The 20257-nt window shown below is 38.4% G+C and carries 18 protein-coding genes; 4 read left to right on the top strand and 14 right to left on the bottom strand.

Going from position 1 to position 20257, the window contains the following annotated elements; translation table 11 throughout:
- Positions 1–2 precede the first annotated feature (2 nt).
- Both EYS05_RS08950 and EYS05_RS08945 read right to left on the bottom strand, forming a co-directional pair.
- The gene (locus EYS05_RS08950; protein WP_138277035.1) at positions 3–935 is read right to left on the bottom strand and encodes an AAA family ATPase; all 933 of its coding nucleotides are present in this window, start codon (positions 933–935) and stop codon (positions 3–5) included.
- Positions 936–1020: 85 nt separating this feature from the next.
- Entirely contained in the window at positions 1021–1791 is a 771-nt protein-coding gene (locus EYS05_RS08945; protein WP_138277034.1) for an ATP-binding protein, read from the bottom strand.
- A gap of 168 nt (positions 1792–1959) precedes the next feature.
- Here EYS05_RS08945 and EYS05_RS08940 point away from each other — a divergent pair, with 168 nt between their 5' ends.
- A complete protein-coding gene (locus EYS05_RS08940) occupies positions 1960–2607 on the top strand; it encodes a TetR/AcrR family transcriptional regulator (protein WP_082424858.1) in 648 nt (215 codons plus the stop codon).
- Here the strand turns inward: EYS05_RS08940 and EYS05_RS08935 are convergent.
- Together EYS05_RS08935 and EYS05_RS08930 are read right to left on the bottom strand one after the other, a co-directional pair.
- Entirely contained in the window at positions 2529–3155 is a 627-nt protein-coding gene (locus tag EYS05_RS08935; protein ID WP_138277033.1) for a DUF3786 domain-containing protein, read from the bottom strand. The genes EYS05_RS08940 and EYS05_RS08935 overlap by 79 nt on opposite strands.
- A gap of 40 nt (positions 3156–3195) precedes the next feature.
- Complete coding sequence (locus EYS05_RS08930) at positions 3196–3528, bottom strand: nitrous oxide-stimulated promoter (RefSeq protein ID WP_118064022.1); 333 nt, start codon at positions 3526–3528, stop codon at positions 3196–3198.
- Between the two features lie 228 nt (positions 3529–3756).
- Here EYS05_RS08930 and EYS05_RS08925 point away from each other — a divergent pair, with 228 nt between their 5' ends.
- Positions 3757–4194, top strand: a complete 438-nt coding sequence (locus EYS05_RS08925; RefSeq protein WP_118623306.1) for an Rrf2 family transcriptional regulator — start codon at positions 3757–3759, stop codon at positions 4192–4194.
- A 322-nt stretch (positions 4195–4516) separates the two neighbouring features.
- On the opposite strand, the gene EYS05_RS08920 is transcribed toward EYS05_RS08925, so the two are convergent.
- The 4 genes from EYS05_RS08920 to EYS05_RS08905 form a co-directional block, all read right to left on the bottom strand.
- Entirely contained in the window at positions 4517–5359 is an 843-nt protein-coding gene (locus tag EYS05_RS08920) for a S8 family serine peptidase (protein ID WP_243119068.1), read from the bottom strand.
- Positions 5360–5466: 107 nt separating this feature from the next.
- On the bottom strand, positions 5467–7059 hold the full coding sequence (locus EYS05_RS08915; protein WP_005428244.1) for a recombinase family protein: 1593 nt from the start codon (positions 7057–7059) through the stop codon (positions 5467–5469).
- On the bottom strand, positions 7056–8645 hold the full coding sequence (locus EYS05_RS08910; RefSeq protein WP_110103791.1) for a recombinase family protein: 1590 nt from the start codon (positions 8643–8645) through the stop codon (positions 7056–7058). The genes EYS05_RS08915 and EYS05_RS08910 overlap by 4 nt, the downstream gene beginning before the upstream one ends.
- A 76-nt stretch (positions 8646–8721) precedes the next feature.
- The gene (locus EYS05_RS08905; protein ID WP_009245398.1) at positions 8722–8889 is read right to left on the bottom strand and encodes a hypothetical protein; all 168 of its coding nucleotides are present in this window, start codon (positions 8887–8889) and stop codon (positions 8722–8724) included.
- 343 nt (positions 8890–9232) lie between these two features.
- Between EYS05_RS08905 and EYS05_RS08900 the strand changes: the two genes are divergently transcribed.
- Positions 9233–11476, top strand: coding sequence for a tetratricopeptide repeat protein (locus EYS05_RS08900; RefSeq protein WP_005428247.1), 2244 nt, complete (start codon positions 9233–9235; stop codon positions 11474–11476).
- Positions 11477–11812: 336 nt separating this feature from the next.
- Here EYS05_RS08900 and EYS05_RS08895 read toward each other — a convergent pair whose 3' ends face one another.
- The 6 genes from EYS05_RS08895 to EYS05_RS08870 all read right to left on the bottom strand — a co-directional run bounded on the left by EYS05_RS08895 (position 11813) and on the right by EYS05_RS08870 (position 18799).
- Entirely contained in the window at positions 11813–13492 is a 1680-nt protein-coding gene (locus tag EYS05_RS08895; RefSeq protein WP_005428253.1) for an ABC transporter ATP-binding protein, read from the bottom strand.
- A gap of 25 nt (positions 13493–13517) precedes the next feature.
- Complete coding sequence (locus EYS05_RS08890) at positions 13518–14612, bottom strand: S8 family serine peptidase (RefSeq protein ID WP_009245400.1); 1095 nt, start codon at positions 14610–14612, stop codon at positions 13518–13520.
- Between the two features lie 115 nt (positions 14613–14727).
- Positions 14728–16248, bottom strand: coding sequence for a DUF6034 family protein (locus EYS05_RS08885; protein WP_005428257.1), 1521 nt, complete (start codon positions 16246–16248; stop codon positions 14728–14730).
- A gap of 255 nt (positions 16249–16503) precedes the next feature.
- Complete coding sequence (locus EYS05_RS08880; RefSeq protein ID WP_009245407.1) at positions 16504–17145, bottom strand: ABC transporter ATP-binding protein; 642 nt, start codon at positions 17143–17145, stop codon at positions 16504–16506.
- Positions 17146–17157: 12 nt separating this feature from the next.
- Positions 17158–18051, bottom strand: a complete 894-nt coding sequence (locus EYS05_RS08875) for a hypothetical protein (protein ID WP_005428264.1) — start codon at positions 18049–18051, stop codon at positions 17158–17160.
- A complete protein-coding gene (locus EYS05_RS08870) occupies positions 18044–18799 on the bottom strand; it encodes a hypothetical protein (RefSeq protein ID WP_005428267.1) in 756 nt (251 codons plus the stop codon). The genes EYS05_RS08875 and EYS05_RS08870 overlap by 8 nt, the downstream gene beginning before the upstream one ends.
- Positions 18800–19336: 537 nt before the next feature.
- On the opposite strand from EYS05_RS08870, the gene EYS05_RS08865 reads away from it, so the two are divergent.
- Positions 19337–20254, top strand: coding sequence for a ParM/StbA family protein (locus tag EYS05_RS08865; protein WP_009245410.1), 918 nt, complete (start codon positions 19337–19339; stop codon positions 20252–20254).
- Positions 20255–20257: the final 3 nt, after the last annotated feature.

Genomic DNA, 20257 nt, shown 5'->3' with positions numbered 1-20257 from the left:
GCTTACCCCCATATATCTTTTCCGGTCCAGGAAGATGGGATTCTGGTAGAAACCACATCTTCTACGATCTCTTTTTCAAATACATCAAAACTTTTATTTATGATCCCCATCTGGATTGCATCAATTGGAGAAAGTCCGCTTTTTGTTGCTTTTACAGCAGAAACCAATCCTCTTAGGTCAAGAGATTTTGTTGAGATTTCTCCATGATAAGCTTTGATCTGCAAATCCAGAAACAGTCCTGCAAAAGCTTTCAGCGCACTTTTTTTCCCATCTGGAAAATGTTGTCTCAATACAAAAAGGACACTATCCTCATCCATTTCAGGCATATCAATTACCATAAACCTTGAAACCAATGCTTCATTTAGTTCTCTGGTACCTGCGTAACCATAATTCATCGTACCGATAAATCGTGTTGCCGGATGAAGTAAAATCCTGTTATATCCTGGAATATCGATTCTGCGCCGATGATCCAGTGTGGCATGCAGTACAGAAACCGCATCATTTTTTGCCATATTGATTTCGTCCAGGATTCCAAATCCTCCAAATTCCGCGCATTGGTAGATAGGGCCTTTCCGAAGGCGAACCTCATTATTTATAAAGGTATCCGTTCCAATCAGATCGGCACTGTCTGTATTTACATGAAAAGAAATGTCGTATTCCGGTCTTCCGAATATCCATGCCAGTGTCTCACATAGTACATTTTTTCCTGTAGCTTTCGCACCGGAAAGTAACAGGTTATCTCCCTGAAGAAGCGCTGCTATTGACATTTCCAGAATCTTTTTCCCATAAAATAGGATATCCGGTTTTTCTACCCGTTCCTTTACTTGATTTTCTACCTCATAACGCATGTGAAAATCTCTCAGTTCTCCAATCAGTTCCTGCGCTATCTTCTGGTCTTCTAAATATTTTTCTATTTCTGTCCAATGATTTCTCATGAAGATTTTCCTTTCTTTGCAATTGGTTATACCAAATCAGATAATATTTCTGTTTGCTCAATCTTCAAACTTTCAATCCTCCAACTCACAATCCCAACTTCTTTACAATTTCTCCCAGTGCACTTCTTACAGGAGAATCTTTCGGAAGCTGTATGATCGGCTTTCCATCACAGTCATACTGATATACCTGGTCATCATGTGGCACAACCCCTAACAATTCCAGTCCCTGATTTCGGATTTCTTCCAGAGTTCCGGCATCCAGTTTTCCATCTGGAACACGATTCACGATCAATCCGGTTTTCTGTGGTTTAAAGTTTAACTCCTTCATCAGCTTTGCAATACGTCCGGCCGCCTGAACACCTCTTCTGGAACAGTCACTTACAAGAATCGCAACTTCCATCATTGGCAGGATTCCTCTGCTGATATGTTCCATACCTGCTTCGTTATCAACCACAATATATGGATAATGGCTTTGCAGTTTCTGAACCTGGGTCTGCACAAGACCATTTACAAAACAATAGCAGCCCTGTCCCTGGGTTCGCCCCATTACCATCAAATCATAATCATCTTCTTCTGCAATTGCATCGGAGAGACGCATTTCCAGATAAGCCTGTTTTGTTATTCCTGTCGGAATCTGATACCGTGGATCAACTCCTGCACGTTCAATCTCTTCTCTCAGTTCTCCGAGTGTAATCTCCGGTTCAACGCCGAGCACTTCATTCAAATTCGCATTTGCATCTGCATCTACAGCTAAAACCGGATGTTTTCCATTTTCACATAAATATTGAATCAACAATCCACAAAGGGTTGTTTTCCCTACGCCACCTTTTCCTGATACTGCAATTACATGTCCCATGTTTTTCCTCCTAAAATTCTGAACAATCTGTTGACTTTTTCTTTAAACCTCATTATAGTTGTTACTATATAAATTACAATAATCAATCTGTGAGATTTGTATGGTTACTCAACACATCAGAAAAATTGTTGAGAAATTATATGATACTAACTAATACAGGAGTATATAATGTCAGAAAAAACGAGAAAACAAGATCGCCGTACCCGCTATACCAGGCAAACCATAAAAGATACGTTCTTAGAGTTGTTAAATCAGAAAAGTTTTACGAAAATTACAGTTACAGAGATCTGCAAAAATGCTGAAATCAACCGTGGCACTTTTTATCTTCATTACTACGATATCCATGATGTATTATCAGATATTTTTAATGATATGACTCAGGATATGTTAACAACTGTAGATCATTTATTCTGTCTAAATCAAAAAAGCTGTTCCTATCCGTTCTGTCAGAAAATACAGATGGAATCACAATACAGGGCACTGTTTCTGGATGATGCAATTGCCCCTATTCTTCTGGAAAAAATAGCAGAAAATACAAAAGAAGGCTATGTGACCTGGCTTATGTCACACAGCCTCCTGACCTTTGAACAGGCAGAATCGGTTTTTTATTTTCAAATGAATGGCTGCCTTTCCATCAACAGACTGATGCTCCGCAATCACTGTAATGACTGGAAACAGATTCAGACAGTAATCGACAAATTTATCAAAGCCGGACTGGAAAGTTTTCTGATTCATGATCAGAGGGAAGAAAATGCTTCCGATAATTTTTGCAGCAAAATTTCTCCAACTGTTACCGCATCTTCTACACTCAGATAATGATCGGCATGATCCTGAAGAAATATTTTGCCAGATGCAGGAAATTCTTCATCTGCAAACCATATCTTTAAAGTTACCGGATATCTTGGCAGAACTGGAAAAACAGCACACAAATCCGCCTTTGTCTCTGTGAATTCTGCACCCAGGTTTTTACATGCTTTCTGAATTTTCTCAGGATCTTTATCCTGCAAAAGCTTTTCCAGTTTCTGCTCTGCAGTCCGGTCAAACCTGGTTCCTCGAATCAATCCATCTTTCAGGTTACCAAAAGTAATGAGCTTCTGTGAACCTTCTGTTCCATCGGCCATATCCAGATAATGCAGCAATGTCAGATAATGCCATTCATCTATATCTGAACTAATATAAAACTCAGGAAGTTGAATTTCAAACACTTCATGAAAACTCGGTACCTCAAGCACATTTCGGCTGCTATGAAAAACAGCCCCACTTTTTGCAGCAATATCCTCTCCGGAACGATTTTGCAGCCGTTTTACTGCTGCCTGCAGCATTTCCTGAAATGCACGATTTTCTGTTTGATTTCTGTATTCCATAAGTTCTCCTTTGTAAATATTTTATCGCATCATGTAATAATCAATGTTTATGCAAGGATTTTGGTGGTTTCATTAATCTGGCTTTATCCGGATTCTCTTTTATCCATTCCCGGACAAAATCCATTACCTCAGTCATAGTTTCATAATCTTTTCCACAAAAACAGCAACTTGGGCATGTTGGACATGGCCATCCCTTATTTTTGAATCTGCATGCGTCTAAATGTCGGTATGCTCTTAATAAATTTGCTTCATATTCTTCTTTAGACTGTGAAGCTTCCCTGTTTTCACGATAATAAAGGTGATACATTTTTTTAGTCATATGTTTTTTGATTCTGGTATATAAATTTCCTTTTAATTTGTCCACAATCAGCATATTATACAATCCTCCGTAAGTTTTATTACTATGTTGACTTTTCCTTTAAATTTCATTATAGTTGTAATTATATTATTTACAATCATCAAAATAAAAAATATGTACAATTTCTCAACACATTAAAAAGAGCTGTTGAGAACTTGGGATGTTTTTGACAAACCAGAAATATTTTCGCCTCAAAAACGTGAAACCAAAATCATTATATCATACTACAAGGAGTTTCTTATCATGAAATACTCAACGAAATTAAGCGATACTGTTCATGTGATGGTTCTGATTGCTATCAACCAGGAAAAATCTCTCTCCAGCGCCTCAATTGCAGAAAGTGTCCATACAAATCCCGGCTTTGTACGCCAGCTTATGTTAAAACTAAAAAAAGCGGAACTTATGACCAGTGTAGCCGGACATGCCCGTCCTTCTCTTTCAAAACCAGCAGATCAGATTACATTGCTGGATATTTATAAAGCAGTTGAAGGTGATAAACCATTGCTTCATTTAGATACTCATACCAATCCAGAATGTGGCGTTGGCATTAACATTCAGTTATCTTTGCAGGGATTTTATAATGAAATTCAAAAGACTGCCGAAGAAAAAATGAATACGATTACTTTACAGGATATCATAGATATCTACTATCAGCGGATATCTATAGAAAACAACTTATAAAATATCATTTAACAGGAGAACATTTTCATGTACCTTCAGCAAATACGAAATGCCACCATTTTTTTTTATTATGGTGGAAAAACATTTTTAATTGATCCTATATAAGTCAGTTTCATATTATCATGACCTCGCTTTCGTTTGATTCTTATTTCATTAACTGTCCATAACAGAACTGCTGGTTCATGTTATGTCATTGCTACAAAAGGTGCTTTCCATATCATTTTGCGTCTAACCCGGGCAGATTTTCTTCAAATTTATGGAAAAAGTGCTTCATTTCTGTGTTGAGAAAATGAACGGAAACACTTGATTTTACTGACTTTCTTCAATGTGACCTTATTATAACGTTCTCCCCCCATCCCACCTCCACATTCGGATACTCTTCATACCCGCCCACACTCTGTGCGCCTTTCCTCAAATACGCCTTCACCTTTTCCCCATAAAGAAACGGATCATTTCCTTTCACGATCCCCCACTCCATAAGCAGAGCTGCGCTTCCGCTGACAAAGGGTGCCGCAAAAGAAGTTCCGGTAACAGTGGCGTAGCTTCCACCGGGAAACGGGGCGGAGATGGATACGCCGGGAGCTGCGAGGTCAGGCTTCCGGATCGGCAGGAACTGACTTCCCCTTCCGGAAAAATCTGCGTAGGCATTCTGTCTGGAATCATAAGCTCCAACAGAAATAACTTTTCCGGCAGTGGAAGGAATCGTCAAAGTTCCCACAGCCCGAGGAGAATAAAACCCGGTTCCGCGATTCAGTACATTTCCACCCGGCAGCCAGAGGAAATACTGTCCGGAGCGCACACGTTTTCCACTCAAAAGAACTTTCCAGACACCACTGTCCACATAATTACCCTCAGGAATGAAATCTATGTAGATTTCCTGTGACAGCTGATAGGGACCGGGTTTTCCATAATAGATCAGAAGCTCTGTATTTTCCAGCAGATGCCGCTGTGGGCCCAGCCTTTCATATAATGGACCGATCCGTTCTCCGGACGGACTTTCCAGATAAATTTCCATCTCATCTTCATAATCCTTCCATAACTGTACATTTAATGTGGTTTCAAAAACTCCCACCGCCAACTGGATTTCTTCTGTTTTCCCCTGCTGCAGAATTCCTCCCGCATGCCAGGGCTGGCTGCCGTTATTTCCGGTTCCTGTAACGATCACAGTCCGCCCCATGGCCGCAACTGTATCAATATAGTTTTCCAGGAGGGAGTCTCCTCTGTGTGTTCATTATAACTAGGGGAAAATTACTGTAAAAAAATTTGCAGTCTTTACACTGCCTGTTTTTCTACCGGATAAGGCGACTGATACTTAAATACAATATCAATGCTCTTATCTCCATTCACAACAATTTTTTCAATCAATTCTGTCACAATTTCTCTTGTCACTTCGGATAATGTTCCATACTTGATAAATTTCTCTATCCAGTTTTCATAAGATTCTTCTGCCTCTCCAAAGCTGTCTTTCTCTTGTTCTGCCAACTGAATCTTCGCCCTGATATCTTTATCCTGCTTTTCATATTCTGCCTTATAGGAGAGATATTCTTCTTTATCCAGAACACCATCTACATAATTTTCGTAAGTTTTCTTTTTATACTTTTGGACAGCCGCAAGTTCTTTTTGTAACCGTTCAATCTGCTGGTCTGCTTCTGCACATCGTCTCTGCACCTCCTTCTTCCTATCTGCTACTTTTAATATTTCATCCTTATCACTTTCTTTCAGTGCCAGTTCCGCTTGTCTTTGGATTTCATTTTTTACAATAGAATCCAATACTTCTTTTTTAATGAAATGAGAATAACAAACTGTGTTTCCTTTTTTGTGATAGGTACCGCACTCATAACCGTCCCGACAAGTAACCCTCTGGAAATTATATCCGCAATCTCCACAAACAATAATTCCTGCGTATGGATTTACCTTTCTCACTTCGCTATTAAATCCCGGTGTCCGTGTTCTTTTCTTCATAAGTTCCTGTACCTGCTCAAAAGTATCTTTGCTAATAATTGCTTCGTGCATTCCTTCCACAATATACTGCTGTTCCTCTGGAATATATTGATACTTTTCCACTTTATAGGATATCTTTTCTGATTTATGCTGTACCATAGCCCCTGTATAAACTCTGTTTCGCAAAATTACATTGATCGTAGGATATGCCCAGCCCTTTGCACCCGCTTTTTCTAATGCATTGGCATATTTCAATCCCTGCACCTTTCTCTTATACTCTGACGGTGTCAGAATTCCTTCCTGATTCAGTTTCTTTGCAATACCATCCCTGGAATATCCTTCCAAACTCATATAAAAGATTCTCCGTACCACTTTAGCTGCTTCTTCATCTACAAGAAAATGATGCTTATCTGCCGGATCTTTTACATATCCATATGGGGCAAACCCAGACATAAACTGTCCCCGTTTCTTCTGGGCGGTCAATGCACCTCTGATTTTCTTAGATATATCACGACTATACATATCATTAAACAACGTCTTAAACTGTGCCAATTCTTCATTACTGTGATGAACAGAATCCACGCCATCCAAAATTGCAATATAACGCACACCCAAAGATGGAAAAACACGCTCAATATAGTTACTGGTTTCAATATGTTCACGCCCAAGCCGGGAAATATCTTTCGTAATAACGCCTTGAATTTTCCCTTTGTAGATATCCTCCATCATCCGCTGAAATTCCGGTCTATTCGCAAAATAAAGCCCCGAATAACCGTCATCAATATAAATATCTGCGATTTCCAGATCCTCTGATTTAGTCACATACTCACGAATCAGTTTCATCTGATTTTCAATACTCTCACTAACTTTATTCTCTCCATCATCCTTCGACAGACGACAATATACACCCATCTGATACATCATATCACCCCATCTTTCTCAAGTATTCTATCTGGTGAACTCTCTACTGAAGCAAACTTAAAATATATATCTATTTTCTGCTCTGGATATACATAAATTTTATCAACTAACTCCACAAGCGCTTCTCTGGTAAGCTGCTTTACCGTTATTCTTCTGCGATTAAAGTGCTCCAACCATATCTTTGTTTCATTGACCGCCGCCCGCTGCCTTTGCTCTTCATGGTTCAGTTCTGATAATTCTTTTTGATATTTCTGATTCTCTGTTTCATACATCTGTTTTAATTCCAGATATTCCTCTTTGGAAAGTACTTCATCCATAAACTGTTCATATGCTCGTTTCCGGTATTCCAGATTTCTTTCTATTTTTGCCTGCAATTTTGCAATTTTACCATCCAGTTCCGGCTGTTTCTGTCTGATCTGAGTTTCCAGATTATTCATATCCATCTTCATCTGTTTCAATTGCTGGTTGATTGCAAATACAACCAGTTCATCCAGCTTTTCAAATGTAATATGATTCAGCTCACAGTAATTCTGCCCCTGCTTCTGATGAAAACCACACATATATCCGTCATAGTCTTTATGAGATGCCAGATAACGTTTTCGCATGGCTGTTTTACATTTCCCACAAAAGAGCAGTCCCACATATTTATGTGGTTCATTGTTTTTATCAAAATAGGAAACTCTGCGCCCCTTTCTTATTTGCTGAACCCTATCAAACTCTTCTTTAGAAATGATTGCCTCATGTGCATCCGGCACCAGCTCCATTTCTTCCAGGGGAATTGCCTTTTTGTATTTCAGCTTATAAGACGGTCTTTCATGTTTCCGAATCACAACCGCCCCAGTATAGACCGGATTCTTTAAAATTCCACTTACAGTAGACGATGTCCACAGACCTTTTCCCGAATCCCATACATAATTGGTTTTTAAAACTTCCTTTTTATATTTTGCGGGACAAGGGATTTCATCTTCATTCAAAGTCCTGCAAATAACCGTACAGCCAAATCCATTTTGATACATTCTGTAAATTCTTCGAACAACCTCGGCTGCATAAGGATCAATTTCCAGATGATTATGAATTGTTTTACTTTTCACATATCCAAAGGGGGGCTGTTTCGGAGTATATTCGCCCATACTTCTTTTGGTCTGAATCGTTGTCTTAATCTTTCTGGATGTATCTCTCAAATACATATCATTCAGCAAAGTTTTTATTTCTAACATTTCATCATAAGTTCCAACGGCTGAATCATAATTATCCAGAATCGAAACAATCCGAATCTGTTTCTCCGGGAAATATTTGCCTAGATAATAGTTGGTATCAATATGTTCTCTTCCAAGTCGAGATACGTCCTTAAAAATCACCATATTGATAACACCAAGCTCAATATCTGCCAGCATCCTCCGAAATTCAGTTCTTTCAAAATTACTTCCAGAAGCCCCATCGTCTACATAAACTTTTTTCTCTGCAATATCTTTATTCTCTGCAATATAATCTCTTGCCATCTGAATCTGAGAGTGAATACTATTGCTGTATTCACCCTCTTTATTTTGCTCTTCAATGGAAATTCGGCAATAAATTCCTGCCTGATACATTCTATCCCTCTTTTCATCGGTCTTGCGTAGTCATTGTCTTTAATTGTCTTTATTTTACAACAAGAACTTAAGAAAATCAACCTGCAATTTTTCGTTCAGTAAGATTCTGAATGCACTGGATCAATGTCTTTTCCCCATTAAAATGCACTCGAATCTGATATCCTGCATGTTCATAGCTTACATTCTCTTTTTGGATTTCTTTTTTTGTATCCAGAACTTCTACAGAATCAAATAACGTATTCATGCTATATGCCTCCTTCAGCATACAGTTCTCTCTACATCCTATGCCGGCAGGATTGTACAAAAGTTCTGTATGAATTGAATTCGGCTTTCGAAAGCCTGATTACATTCTAAAATTATTCTGCACCAATCACATTGAATTGAAATTGACCGCAGATTGAGTTTTTAAGATTCATTTTCTTCCTATACAGTATCAATTCCTATTGTCCGGAACATTTGTTCGTGTTATAATAAAAAGACTTTAAGAATATAAAACACGAAAACCAAAGGAGGGATTTCTGTTGGAACGATGTGATTTTTCTTCTATTAGCACATGCCTAAAAAATCAAATCAGTGAAAGCAATCAGATGAACCAACCTGATTTTTTATACGAATTATTTGAAGATTTTATGAATGATCCGATAAATGAAGATTTTTCTATGGATAATGGTCTAATTTGCCGCTGGATAACCGGACAAGCAAAAATCAGTCCCAAAATAACCTCATATTATGCAAAACCCAGCAATCAGAAAAAACTGGCAACAACCATTCAGCGGAACTTACTTCCCTTAATGGCAGACTGCAACATGGTTATACAGGACATTTACACGTTATTCATACAGGACGATACGATTTCGGATACAAAAAAGCAGGAACTTGTATCTCTATATAAACCTTCTGATTCAAGGCTGTTGTTTTTAGCAAAAGTACTTTCTTTTGGTATGGAACGGCAATTTATTAAACGTGATACAAGAAATCAAAAACTGATTGCAGGAGGTGTTCTATCTCCGATTGTTCTGGATTACATTATGGACAGCGAAGTCCCAAAACCATGCCGTCATTTTCTAGGAAGAGAAGAAGAACTGGATGAACTCCATACTTTGTTTGAAGAGAACCGACATATATTTCTTTATGGAATTGCCGGAATTGGAAAAAGCGAGCTTGCTAAAGCCTATGCAAAGCAATACAGAAAACAGTACACCAATATTCTCTATATGGAATACACCGGTAATCTATATCAAGATATTGTAGACATGGATTTTATTGATGATCCACCAGAAATCAGTGAGCAGGAACGTTTTCAAAGACATAACCGTTTCTTACGCTCTTTGAAATCTGATACACTGCTGATCATAGACAATTTTAATGTCACATCCACACAGGACAGTTGCCTGTCAGTCGTATTAAAATACCGTTGCCGGGTTTTATTTACAACCAGAAGCCAACTGTCTGAATACTGTAGTTTTCAATTAAAAGAACTGAAAGATATACCCACTCTTTTTCAACTGACATCTGTATTTTATTCAGAAGCAGAGGAAAACCGGGCAATCGTAGAAAAAATCATAGAAACTGTACACTACCATACTTTTGCTGTCGAACTGGCAGCCAAACTTCTGGAAAATGGAATTTTAACTCCAGAGCAATTATTGATAAAACTTCAAGAGGAAAAGGCTTCTCTTCATAATGAAGATAAGATTAAAGTAATGAAAGATGGTCAGAGCAAAAAAGCCACCTATTACAACCATATCCATACCCTGTTTTCGTTATACTCCTTATCACGGAAACAGCAGGATATTATGTGCAATATGTGTTTTATGCCTTCATCTGGTATTTCTGCCCGTATATTTTCCAAATGGCTGGAGCTGCCTACTTTAAATGACGTGAATGATCTGATCGAGACAGGTTTTGTACAGTCAAGTCTCCGGCATACTATTTCTCTGCATCCAATGATTCAGGAAATTGCAGTTTCCGAGACCGCACCTTCTGTTACAAGCTGCCACACGTTATTGGATTCTCTGCAAAAAATATGTTTGATGCATGGCATTGAAGTTAGCTATTATAAAAAATTATTTCAAACAGTAGAAAACATCATGCTTTTCATTGAAAAGGACGATATTCCCCAATACCTGTTATTTTTAGAAGATGTTTTTCCATATATGGAGAAGTACCACTATCAAAAGGGTATGAAAAAAATCATCCAGGAACTACAGCATTTTATAAAAGCAAATACTTACGGGACTGCATCTGACCGTGCCTTACTATTGGATTATCAGGCAACTCTGGAACCCAAAACAGAAAAAGCGATAAAATTAGAAAAAGAAGCACTTGCTCAAATAAAAGAAACCACAAAAGAAAATGCCCACCTGGTTTCCAACCTCCATTCCAATCTTGGAGGGCTTTACCGAATCAACGGACAACTTGATCTCGCTAAAAGGCACATGAAAATGGGTATCTCTCTTTTACAACAATACCAGCTTCTTTATACTAATGACAGTATTCCTCAGATTAATAATTATGCTGTCCTCTTAATTGAAATACAAGAACCTGACCTTGCCCTGTCTGCTCTTCAGAAATTAGCACAGATTATCAAAGAATATAATTCAAACCACTGTTTGGATTATGCCCAGGTACAGGAATCCCTTGGAAGTATCTGCCTGATCACTGCAAATATTTCGCAAGCGAAAACCCATTTTAAAAAAGCCTTGAAAATTTATGAGGATATATGGGCAGACGAACCCGAATTGATTGAAGAAAAATATCAAGCAATTCAAGAATTGTATCCACAAGCTGGAATTGCTCTGGCAAAAAGTATTCTTCTCACCAAGCACTAACGGTTCCTACAAACACTTGTAAAATATATTGCCTCAATAATGTAAACGCCTAGTTTTGAGATACACTCCAAGACTAGGCGCTTGTCCATTTCCATTTTTTCTTAGACATGGAGCGTTTACATAAGGATCACTTTTCTTTTTTTGACACTTTTCGCTCCTCCTATCTCAAATTTTTTATAGTCTAGGTATATTGCCTTCATCAATGCCTGAGAACTTGTAAATATGCTCCTCTGCTTGTTCAATCTGCGATACATTACAATCATCTCGTCATCAACCTACTGTTTGATACAATATGTCAAATGCATAGTGGCTCAGTTCTATTAGAAATTTATATCTCTAACTCCGCACCAATTCTAAAATTCCTTTTGAAAGGCGATATACTTTATCAACACTTTCCAGTTCTTTATACTTATGCGTAATAAAAACGATAGTCTTATTTTTTAATTCACTATGTAATAACTCACGTAAAGCTTCATTTGATTCAACATCAAATCCTTCTGTAGCCTCATCCATAAGTAAAATGTCTGCATTTTTCAGCAGAGCCCTAGCTACAGCTATCTTTTGTCTTTCTCCTCCAGAAAGTTTTGCACCATCTTGTCCAATTTTTTGTCCAAATCCATGATCCAATTTTTCAATAAAACCTAAAGCACCACTTTTTCTACATGCTTCAACAACTGCATCTCTTGACGCCTTTCCATCGATATTAACATTCTCCTCTATAGTCCCTTGGAATAGATATGGCCTTTGGCTTATAACCGCAATTCTATTTCTCATATCTTGTATATCCATCAATTCCACAGGAGCTCCATACAATTTTATTATTCCTTTTTGTGGCCGGTAGAATCCCGCCAAAAGGTTCAAAAGTGTTGATTTGCCACTTCCATTTTCTCCTACGATCGCAATTCGTTCCCCTTTTTTTACACATAGTGAAATACCATTTAAAATAGGGTGTCCTGGTTCATAACCAAAGACAAGATTTTTTACTTCAAAAACCATATCCCTATCTTGATAAATTTTCTCAGGTTTCATTTCACATAATTTCATTTCCAATTCTTCCGGTTGTCCCCATAACTCAAAAAGACGTTTTGCCGATGGCTCAATTTGCGCAAAATAATATTTAATGTTTATCAATGCTGAAATTGGATTTACAACATATGCACTATATGTAATAAAAGCAAATGCTCCGCCTATAGTGAATTCTCCTTTTATTATAAAAAGCCCACTTAATATATATAATAACGCATTTACAACCGTGTCTATTACTACAACACTGACAGTACTATATTCATCTAGCATTGCGTTCTTTTTATATGAATCCATCAAATCTTTTTGCAGACCTTCAAATTGAGATTTTTTTACCTGAAACAGATTCCAGAGCTTCATTTCATGAATTCCATTTATACACTCGGCAAACCAACTCATAAACTTTCGTTTATCCTCAATCCACTGTTCAAACACTTCCCGTTTCTTGTTTGCACAATAGGACACTATTATAAATTTCAGTGGAATAATTGCTTCTATCAATATTGCTAATTTCCAGTCTAATAAGGACAGCCCAACTACTCCTCCTATTATTTGGAGAATTGATGATATAGAAAACTGAGTAATCTGATCCACAACAGATGACACATTATCAATATCCATACCAATTGTATTTATAATCTCTGCACTTCCTCTTTCAGCAAAATACTGTATTTTCATCCTATTGATTTTCCAGTAAGTCTTTTTATAGAGAGAATGTGTAAACTGATTATGTACATTTGAAAATAATTTTGTTTGGATTATATTTAACTCTTGCTGGGTTAAAGAAATTATTATTAATATAACAGAAAATAAAAGAATGTATTTCATGTTTTTCTGCAATATACCACAATCTGTTATTTGTCTTATAAGCAGTGGGTGTATAAACGTTATGAATGATGAACCCAAAAGGCAACAGATAATCCCTGGAAAATACTTTTTATATTCACACAACATTTTACAAATTCGATACCATGTTTTCCCATTTTCTCTCATATCCAATTGCCATCCTCACTATTCGTTAAGCAAAATATTGACAAACAAGCTCATATATATCCTCTATATTGTAAGTGATTCCTATTCGATCTTCTGCATACAATTCATACATATTATTTTTACGCACAATATACATATCTATATCTGATGCCTTACTACTTTCAAATATTTCTTCCTCTTGATTCAAAAGAATAATATCAGGTTCATAAGCTATATATACTGTATAAAGGATATCGTTCAATGACTCATTGGAATCGTCATAATATTCTAAAGGAATTACATTTTCATCTAAAGGATTTTTCTGCAGATTTATTGCGTAATAACCGTTCTGACTAAACATCACTTTTAGCTGTATCATTTCCTCGTAATCTAAATCAATACCGGCAATTACCGGTATCTCTATATTGGTTTTATCCCTTATTACATTTTCTAGTATATCCGGATAATCAGATTTATGCGTTGCTATAGTCATCAAAAAGTCCATAACATCATCAAATCCTGCTGTGGGCTTTCTGTTTAAATATGTAGCAATATGTCCAGTGACAACAGGAGCCGCATAACTATTGGCTTGATTTACGATCCCATTCCACGAAAAATTTGCTATAATAGAATTCTCAATATTATAACCTTTTTGTTCTTGAAACAGAATTTGACCATTTCCCAAAAGACCATAACGATCCTGCCTGACACCAAAAACACCTGGATATGCAGCTGGATAAGTCTTTATATTTCTGTTATGATATGCTGCTACTATAATCGCATCAGCATCAAGTAATCTTTTTATTTGAATCCATAAGGGTTTAATATCAAAATAATTGATTGTTCCAAGACTCATGTGAATTAACTTTATTTTATTTTGAATACACCATTCCAAAGCTTCCAGCAAAACTGTGATCTGTGTTGTTCCTGCAGAGTCAGTCACATTCAAGTCCCATAATTCTATATCACTACATATGCTTGTGATAATTCCGACGCATACAGCGCCATGGAATGATTTATCGTCTTTATACTCACTTGGATCGCATTTAGAAGCCAAAAAAGATTTATGAACAATCCTTTGATTCCTGTTATTTCTCATATGATAAGGTATACCGTTATCAATCAATGCGAGCTTAATCATTTGCACTATTCCTATTCTTACCTGTTATATATCCAAGCCAAATATCGCATATTTATTATTCTCATGATAAACCTTGTAATTCTATGGTCAATAAAAATTCAAGTGTCGCTGAACCCTAATATGCTTCTCCAATCACACTGCCATCATAAGCATTGATCACATAAGAAAGCTCCTGTAGAGAATTTCCACCAATACTTTCCCTGACAGTAAAAATCCATGCTGGAACCAACCATGCGTGTTTCGGCTCCTGATAGGCTGTGGTATAAGTATACTGCAATTTTGCGTTTACCACATCATACTCCAGTGCGGTAGTGTCGTTGGCAGACTGGCCTTTTCCGGAATACCAATAAAAAATCTGATCTGTCAGCTTTGCCTGTATTTTTTCAAAAGGCAGAAGCTTTGTATTTTCCGTCACCGTACAGACTTCTTCCGATATCCCATCCCATTTAAAATATTTAATTCCTTCCTCTGTTATCAGAATAGAGATTGTTTCTACCTGGAACGGAGGCACATAACTATCCACTGTTTCTTCCGCAACCACGCCATCAGGAACTGAAGTAATACCCTCTACACTTTTCGAAAAACAATACAGATATCCCGGTAATCCTCTATCCAGATCTCCCTGCCACAAAGCATCACTACCAAGTCCCAGACCATTGCGCTCTGAACATGCGCCATTCGGGAACCACACGGTACGATCAGAATCTACAAGGCCCATTCCATCGATACCTAAATCCTCTAAAACTTGTTCTGCCTGTTCCTTTCCATCTTCCTCTGTAAAGGTGATCTTGTCCATGCACTTTCGATACGCATCTGCCAGTTCATGAAATTTCTCTGTATAGCCGTTGGTATCCATGCCAAAGCTACTGTAATACTCACTCTGCATTTCCTCAGTTTCTATTGTTTCTTCTTCTATAAAATTAGAACCCTCCATCCAGAGAAAACTACTGTCATTGTCAATTTCCTGATTATACCGCTCTGCTTCTATATATGCCTTCCTGTCCTCGCCCACATCTGCAGTAAAATAATCCTCTGTATCTGTGTTTTCCAATTCAGTACTCATCCAACTCCGTGCCGCTTCCACACCGTGATCCTCTGTTTTTTTTTGAAATTTTATCTCCATCTTTTCCGGTGCAGACGCTTCATCCGGTGCAAGCTCCATCCCCTCTCGGGTTGCGTTTTGAATCCCTGCAATCGATGTAGAATATGCTGATTGCAAGTAACTTCCTTCCTTGCTGGAAATCCTGTCTAACACTTCCTGATACGCATCCTTTGTCACCATCTGTGGCATATATAGTTCCTCACCGTCCGTAAAATAATCAATCAATCCATTCAGTTCTTCCTGCGTTAACTCGTGATTTTGCATCTCTATGACTGGAAGATTGCCAATGCTTTGTTCGCCCAACTTAATATCTGCCTGGATAACCACACGGTCGTTGCTTTTCTTTTCTTCAAATTTCCAATGCGTTGGAACATTTGTCTCTCTCTTTTCTCCTTTTTTAAGAGGTTCACAGACAGCCGCCTCGCTAATCCCATCCACTTTGCTGACTACCGAACTCTCCTCTGGTGTTTCCTGACAGCTGGAAAGAATAATACACAACGCACCTACCATAATTGCTAGAACACTTTTTTTCATTTTTCCTCCATATATCTTATAGAATTGTCGCTTTTTCACGAAACTTCAATTATAAACTCTTTAACTTATAAATACCTTCCTGACACTATTAACGTTTTCGTATATTTTTTAGAAACAGACTACCTTATTTATTTTAATGTATAAGGCAGTCTGTTCTATGTACTAGTAATCCAAAGAACGATCATAAAAATATTTCTGCATTGGTGTTTGAATGCATTTAATTAATACCTTTCCCATATTCTTTCCCCCGTATTTTTATTTTATCTGCGTCAGGACACCTGCATCCATCTCACAGATCGTATCGCAGAGCCATTCGATCTCCAGCATGTTATGTGCTGCGATAAGAATAGTCTTCCCTCGTTCCTTTAATCCCCGCAAAAGCTCGCAGACCTCTCCTGCCCCCTGCTTGTCCAGACCATTAAAAGGCTCGTCCAATATCAAAAGCTCCGGATCTTCCATGATTGCCTGTGCGATACCAAGACGTTCACGCATTCCAAGAGAATACTGTCCTACCTTCTTTTTAGACAGAGGATCAAGCCCTAGGGCACGCATCGTCGCCCTCACATCGTCATCGGAAATACGGTGTTTCAGAGACGCCAGTCTCTTTAAATTCGCAAAACCGCTGAGATCCAGAAAGAAGCCAGGGTTTTCAATGATAATGCCTACGGAATCTGGAAAGTCCAGCTCCTTCCCGATCTGTTTTCCCCCTACGAGCACTGTGCCGCTCTCAGGTTGTAAAAATCCACAGATGCATTTAAACATTACGGTTTTCCCTGAACCGTTAAACCCCATAATCCCATGAATCTTCCCTTTTTCAAAATCATGGGTAATGTTCTTTAATACTTTTTCTTTTTGAAAGGATTTTGTCAGTCCCTTCAACCTGATTGCATATTCCATTTTGCCCTCCATTTATTCGTTTGTCTGCGTAAAAGAGAAATTATAGCCCTTAATTCGGACGGCTGACAAGCCGATCAGCGCTATGATTAATATTGCAAATATGAACATGCTCATCCCGATCCCTGGCAGGTAATCATAACCAAAGCTGTGCATGGGAAAGGTAGCTTGGTTCAACGGAGACAGCCAGCCGCAGAACACGTTCGCCCTATATTCCTGACTTTCTGTAAAATGAAACAGTTTCCGGAAAACATCTGGGTTCAGCAGGAGCCCATACAGACTGACTGCAAAAGCACCGATCACCCCTGCCATATTTCCCGCAGCCAGATTTAAAAACAACATGAGAACTGCGATAAAAAGAGTATATAAAAGTACAAGTCCAAACACTATTGCTGCGCACATATAAGGAGTTGAGCTTTCCATTGTTTTTATGGAAACAGGAACGGTTATGCTCTCCCCACCGCCATAGCCCAACATTGCCGCTGTTTCGCTCCACACATTTCCCGTAAAGGAAAAGGGAGCTCCCATAATTCCAAGCATCACAGCCAAAAAAATATTATAGATCACAGTCGCCAGGATCACATAGATAATCTGACCCGCAAGCCATATCTTCCGTTTTGTGCGTACAAGCCAATACGGAGTTGCCTGACTGATAAATGGCATGTCCGCAAAGAGCAGGATTAAAAGCAGGGAGGACAGCATAACAGAGGATGCATCCCCATATGTCCAAATAAACGGCTCGAATACCTGAAGGATTGTCTCATATTTTATCGCATGGGAAATAATCTGATCCGACAGCATCAGACATAATATAGCTGCCAAAATAAAGGTCATCCAGATCCTCGGACTTTTTTTCCATCCATAGAAATTCTGGCCTGCAATCCAAAAAGCCTGTTTAATATCACGCATACCGCAACCTTCTTTCTATTGCGCACATAAAGATCAGTGCCGTTAAAAAACTTCCAACCGCTAATATAGCAATGCAGAAGATATCATTGTAGTAAATAGACGCCGCCCAATAGCGGGGACTCAGAAAGAATGCTTTTTGATAGTAACGCTCCTGAAATACGGTCAGGACATAATAAAGAATAAAAGGAACGGCATAGGACATATAGCGATTTTTTGTTATGACAGCCGACGTACCGCCAATTAGCGCCCAAAAAGCGCCATTTAAAAACAATCTCAGAAAGCTTACCGCCGTTCTGCCCACAAGCACTGCCATCTCATAATTTCCGTCAATCAGAGAAGGATACTGACCGAACCTCAGTATACAGATTACAAGAAGGAACACCATGGCTAAAAAAGCTGTCAAACCTCCGGAGACCAACAATCCTGCTGCTTTTCCTACGAGATACTGTTTTCTCCCTGAACGGATATAACTGAACAGAAAAAAACGACTGTGCAGCTCAGCCTCCGTATTCTCTCCACCCGCAAAAGCAACAGCAATGGGAACAAACAGAAGCATATTAACGCTGTTCATACAATAGGTGTATGCTACGAACCAGCCTGGTCCTTCTGCAGATCCGCCTGCATTTATGATCTTCTGCAACATCTCATGCTCAGACATCAGGGTAGCCGAAACGATTAGAAAAATCCCCAAAATAAAGCGAATGCTTCGAATATTGTTTTTTATGTCCGTTGCCAACACATTTCTCATACGCTTTTCTCCTCACTTCAAACAGCTATAGACTTGATTTTTTTATTTTTATAAAATCCTAGTTTTTTGCAATAATATCACTATTTGTATAAAACTACACTCCTTATCAAACAACAGTTAAGGACTTGCAAAAACTGTTGTTCCTACTGAAAGCATTGCAACAGCTGTAAAAATTGATAATATTTTAAATTTTCTATTATTCTAAGTTCTACAAATACATAAGCCGCCAGTTAAGTACGATTAGTTTTATTATAATTCAATAAATTCCATCCAACTTTCCACATTTTATTGTACAATTTTACCATTTATATAATAACATGTCAACATTTAATGAACGTTTATAACAAAAAAATGCAGGGCTATAAAAAACTAAAGAAATTGCTCTATTTTACAAAATTATATCCTATTTTTCAATTCCAACTCAATTTTCCCTCAATGTCTTTTTCCTCCAACTTTCGTATGCTTATCTCACAGCAAAGCAGTACCACACCGGTACAGCCTGCTGAATTAATCAATACGAAAATGGAGGTGTTTTTTATGCGAGAACTCAGAAACACAAAAATCATTGCTGTAGATCACGGCTACGGCAACATGAAAACAGCAAATACCGTCACACCAACCGGAATCAAAGCCTATGAAACAGAACCCATCTTCACCGGGAATATTCTGGAATATAACGGCATTTACTACCGGATTGGCGAAGGACACAAAGAATTTATCCCAGATAAAGCTATGGACGAAGAATATTATCTTCTAACTCTCATGGCGATTGCAAGGGAACTGAATGTCTTTTCCATCCGTGAAGCAGACGTTCATCTGGCTGCCGGGCTTCCTCTGACATGGATCAGAAACCAGAGAGAAGATTTCCGTTCCTATCTGCTCCAGAATCCAGAAGTCCATTACCGATTTAACAGCAAAGAGTATCATCTCCGTTTTGTGGGATGCAGCCTTTACCCGCAGGGATATCCGGCTATCGTAAACCGACTTGGAGATTTCAAGGGGACAAATCTTCTTGCAGATATCGGCAACGGAACCATGAACATTCTGTATATCAATAATAAGAAAGCACAGGAAAGCCGGTGCTGGACAGAAAAGTTTGGCGTAAACCAATGCATGATTGCCGCTAAAAACGCTGTTCTGGACAACTTCGGAGTAAAGATTGAAGAATCTACCGTAGAGCAGATTCTGCGGTTTGGAACCGCTGACATTTCAGCGTCTTATCTGGATTGTATTACTGCTGTTGCCAGACAGTATGTCACAGATATTTTTGCCACGCTCCGCAAATATGAATACAATCCTGGCCTGATGCGCCTGTATGTGGTCGGAGGCGGTGGATGCCTGATCCGTAACTTTGGAGCGTATGACAAATCACGAGTTACCATCCTTGATGATATCTGTGCCACTGCCAAAGGTTATGAATCTCTGGCTTATATGAGCCTGAAAAGGAGGGGATAAGCC

Origin of the sequence: Blautia sp. SC05B48 (assembly GCF_005848555.1) — a bacterium.
GTDB lineage: Bacteria > Bacillota > Clostridia > Lachnospirales > Lachnospiraceae > Blautia_A.
Note: the sequence above shows the minus strand (reverse complement) of the source record. Positions and strands in the feature narration are given on the sequence as shown.

Bases quoted from the DNA above. Each gene is read 5' to 3' on its own strand.
- EYS05_RS08905 (WP_009245398.1), bottom strand. From the start codon at position 8,889: ATGAATACGTTATTTGATTCTGTAGAAGTTCTGGATACAAAAAAAGAA.
- EYS05_RS08950 (WP_138277035.1), bottom strand. From the start codon at position 935: ATGAGAAATCATTGGACAGAAATAGAAAAATATTTAGAAGACCAGAAG.
- EYS05_RS08915 (WP_005428244.1), bottom strand. From the start codon at position 7,059: ATGATGTATCAGATGGGTGTATATTGTCGTCTGTCGAAGGATGATGGA.
- EYS05_RS08875 (WP_005428264.1), bottom strand. From the start codon at position 18,051: ATGCGTGATATTAAACAGGCTTTTTGGATTGCAGGCCAGAATTTCTAT.
- EYS05_RS08945 (WP_138277034.1), bottom strand. From the start codon at position 1,791: ATGGGACATGTAATTGCAGTATCAGGAAAAGGTGGCGTAGGGAAAACA.
- EYS05_RS08895 (WP_005428253.1), bottom strand. From the start codon at position 13,492: ATGAGAGAAAATGGGAAAACATGGTATCGAATTTGTAAAATGTTGTGT.
- EYS05_RS08885 (WP_005428257.1), bottom strand. From the start codon at position 16,248: ATGAAAAAAAGTGTTCTAGCAATTATGGTAGGTGCGTTGTGTATTATT.
- EYS05_RS08930 (WP_118064022.1), bottom strand. From the start codon at position 3,528: ATGCTGATTGTGGACAAATTAAAAGGAAATTTATATACCAGAATCAAA.
- EYS05_RS08925 (WP_118623306.1), top strand. From the start codon at position 3,757: ATGAAATACTCAACGAAATTAAGCGATACTGTTCATGTGATGGTTCTG.
- EYS05_RS08865 (WP_009245410.1), top strand. From the start codon at position 19,337: ATGCGAGAACTCAGAAACACAAAAATCATTGCTGTAGATCACGGCTAC.
- EYS05_RS08870 (WP_005428267.1), bottom strand. From the start codon at position 18,799: ATGAGAAATGTGTTGGCAACGGACATAAAAAACAATATTCGAAGCATT.
- EYS05_RS08910 (WP_110103791.1), bottom strand. From the start codon at position 8,645: ATGTATCAGGCAGGAATTTATTGCCGAATTTCCATTGAAGAGCAAAAT.
- EYS05_RS08940 (WP_082424858.1), top strand. From the start codon at position 1,960: ATGTCAGAAAAAACGAGAAAACAAGATCGCCGTACCCGCTATACCAGG.
- EYS05_RS08900 (WP_005428247.1), top strand. From the start codon at position 9,233: ATGAACCAACCTGATTTTTTATACGAATTATTTGAAGATTTTATGAAT.
- EYS05_RS08935 (WP_138277033.1), bottom strand. From the start codon at position 3,155: ATGGAATACAGAAATCAAACAGAAAATCGTGCATTTCAGGAAATGCTG.
- EYS05_RS08880 (WP_009245407.1), bottom strand. From the start codon at position 17,145: ATGGAATATGCAATCAGGTTGAAGGGACTGACAAAATCCTTTCAAAAA.
- EYS05_RS08890 (WP_009245400.1), bottom strand. From the start codon at position 14,612: ATGATTAAGCTCGCATTGATTGATAACGGTATACCTTATCATATGAGA.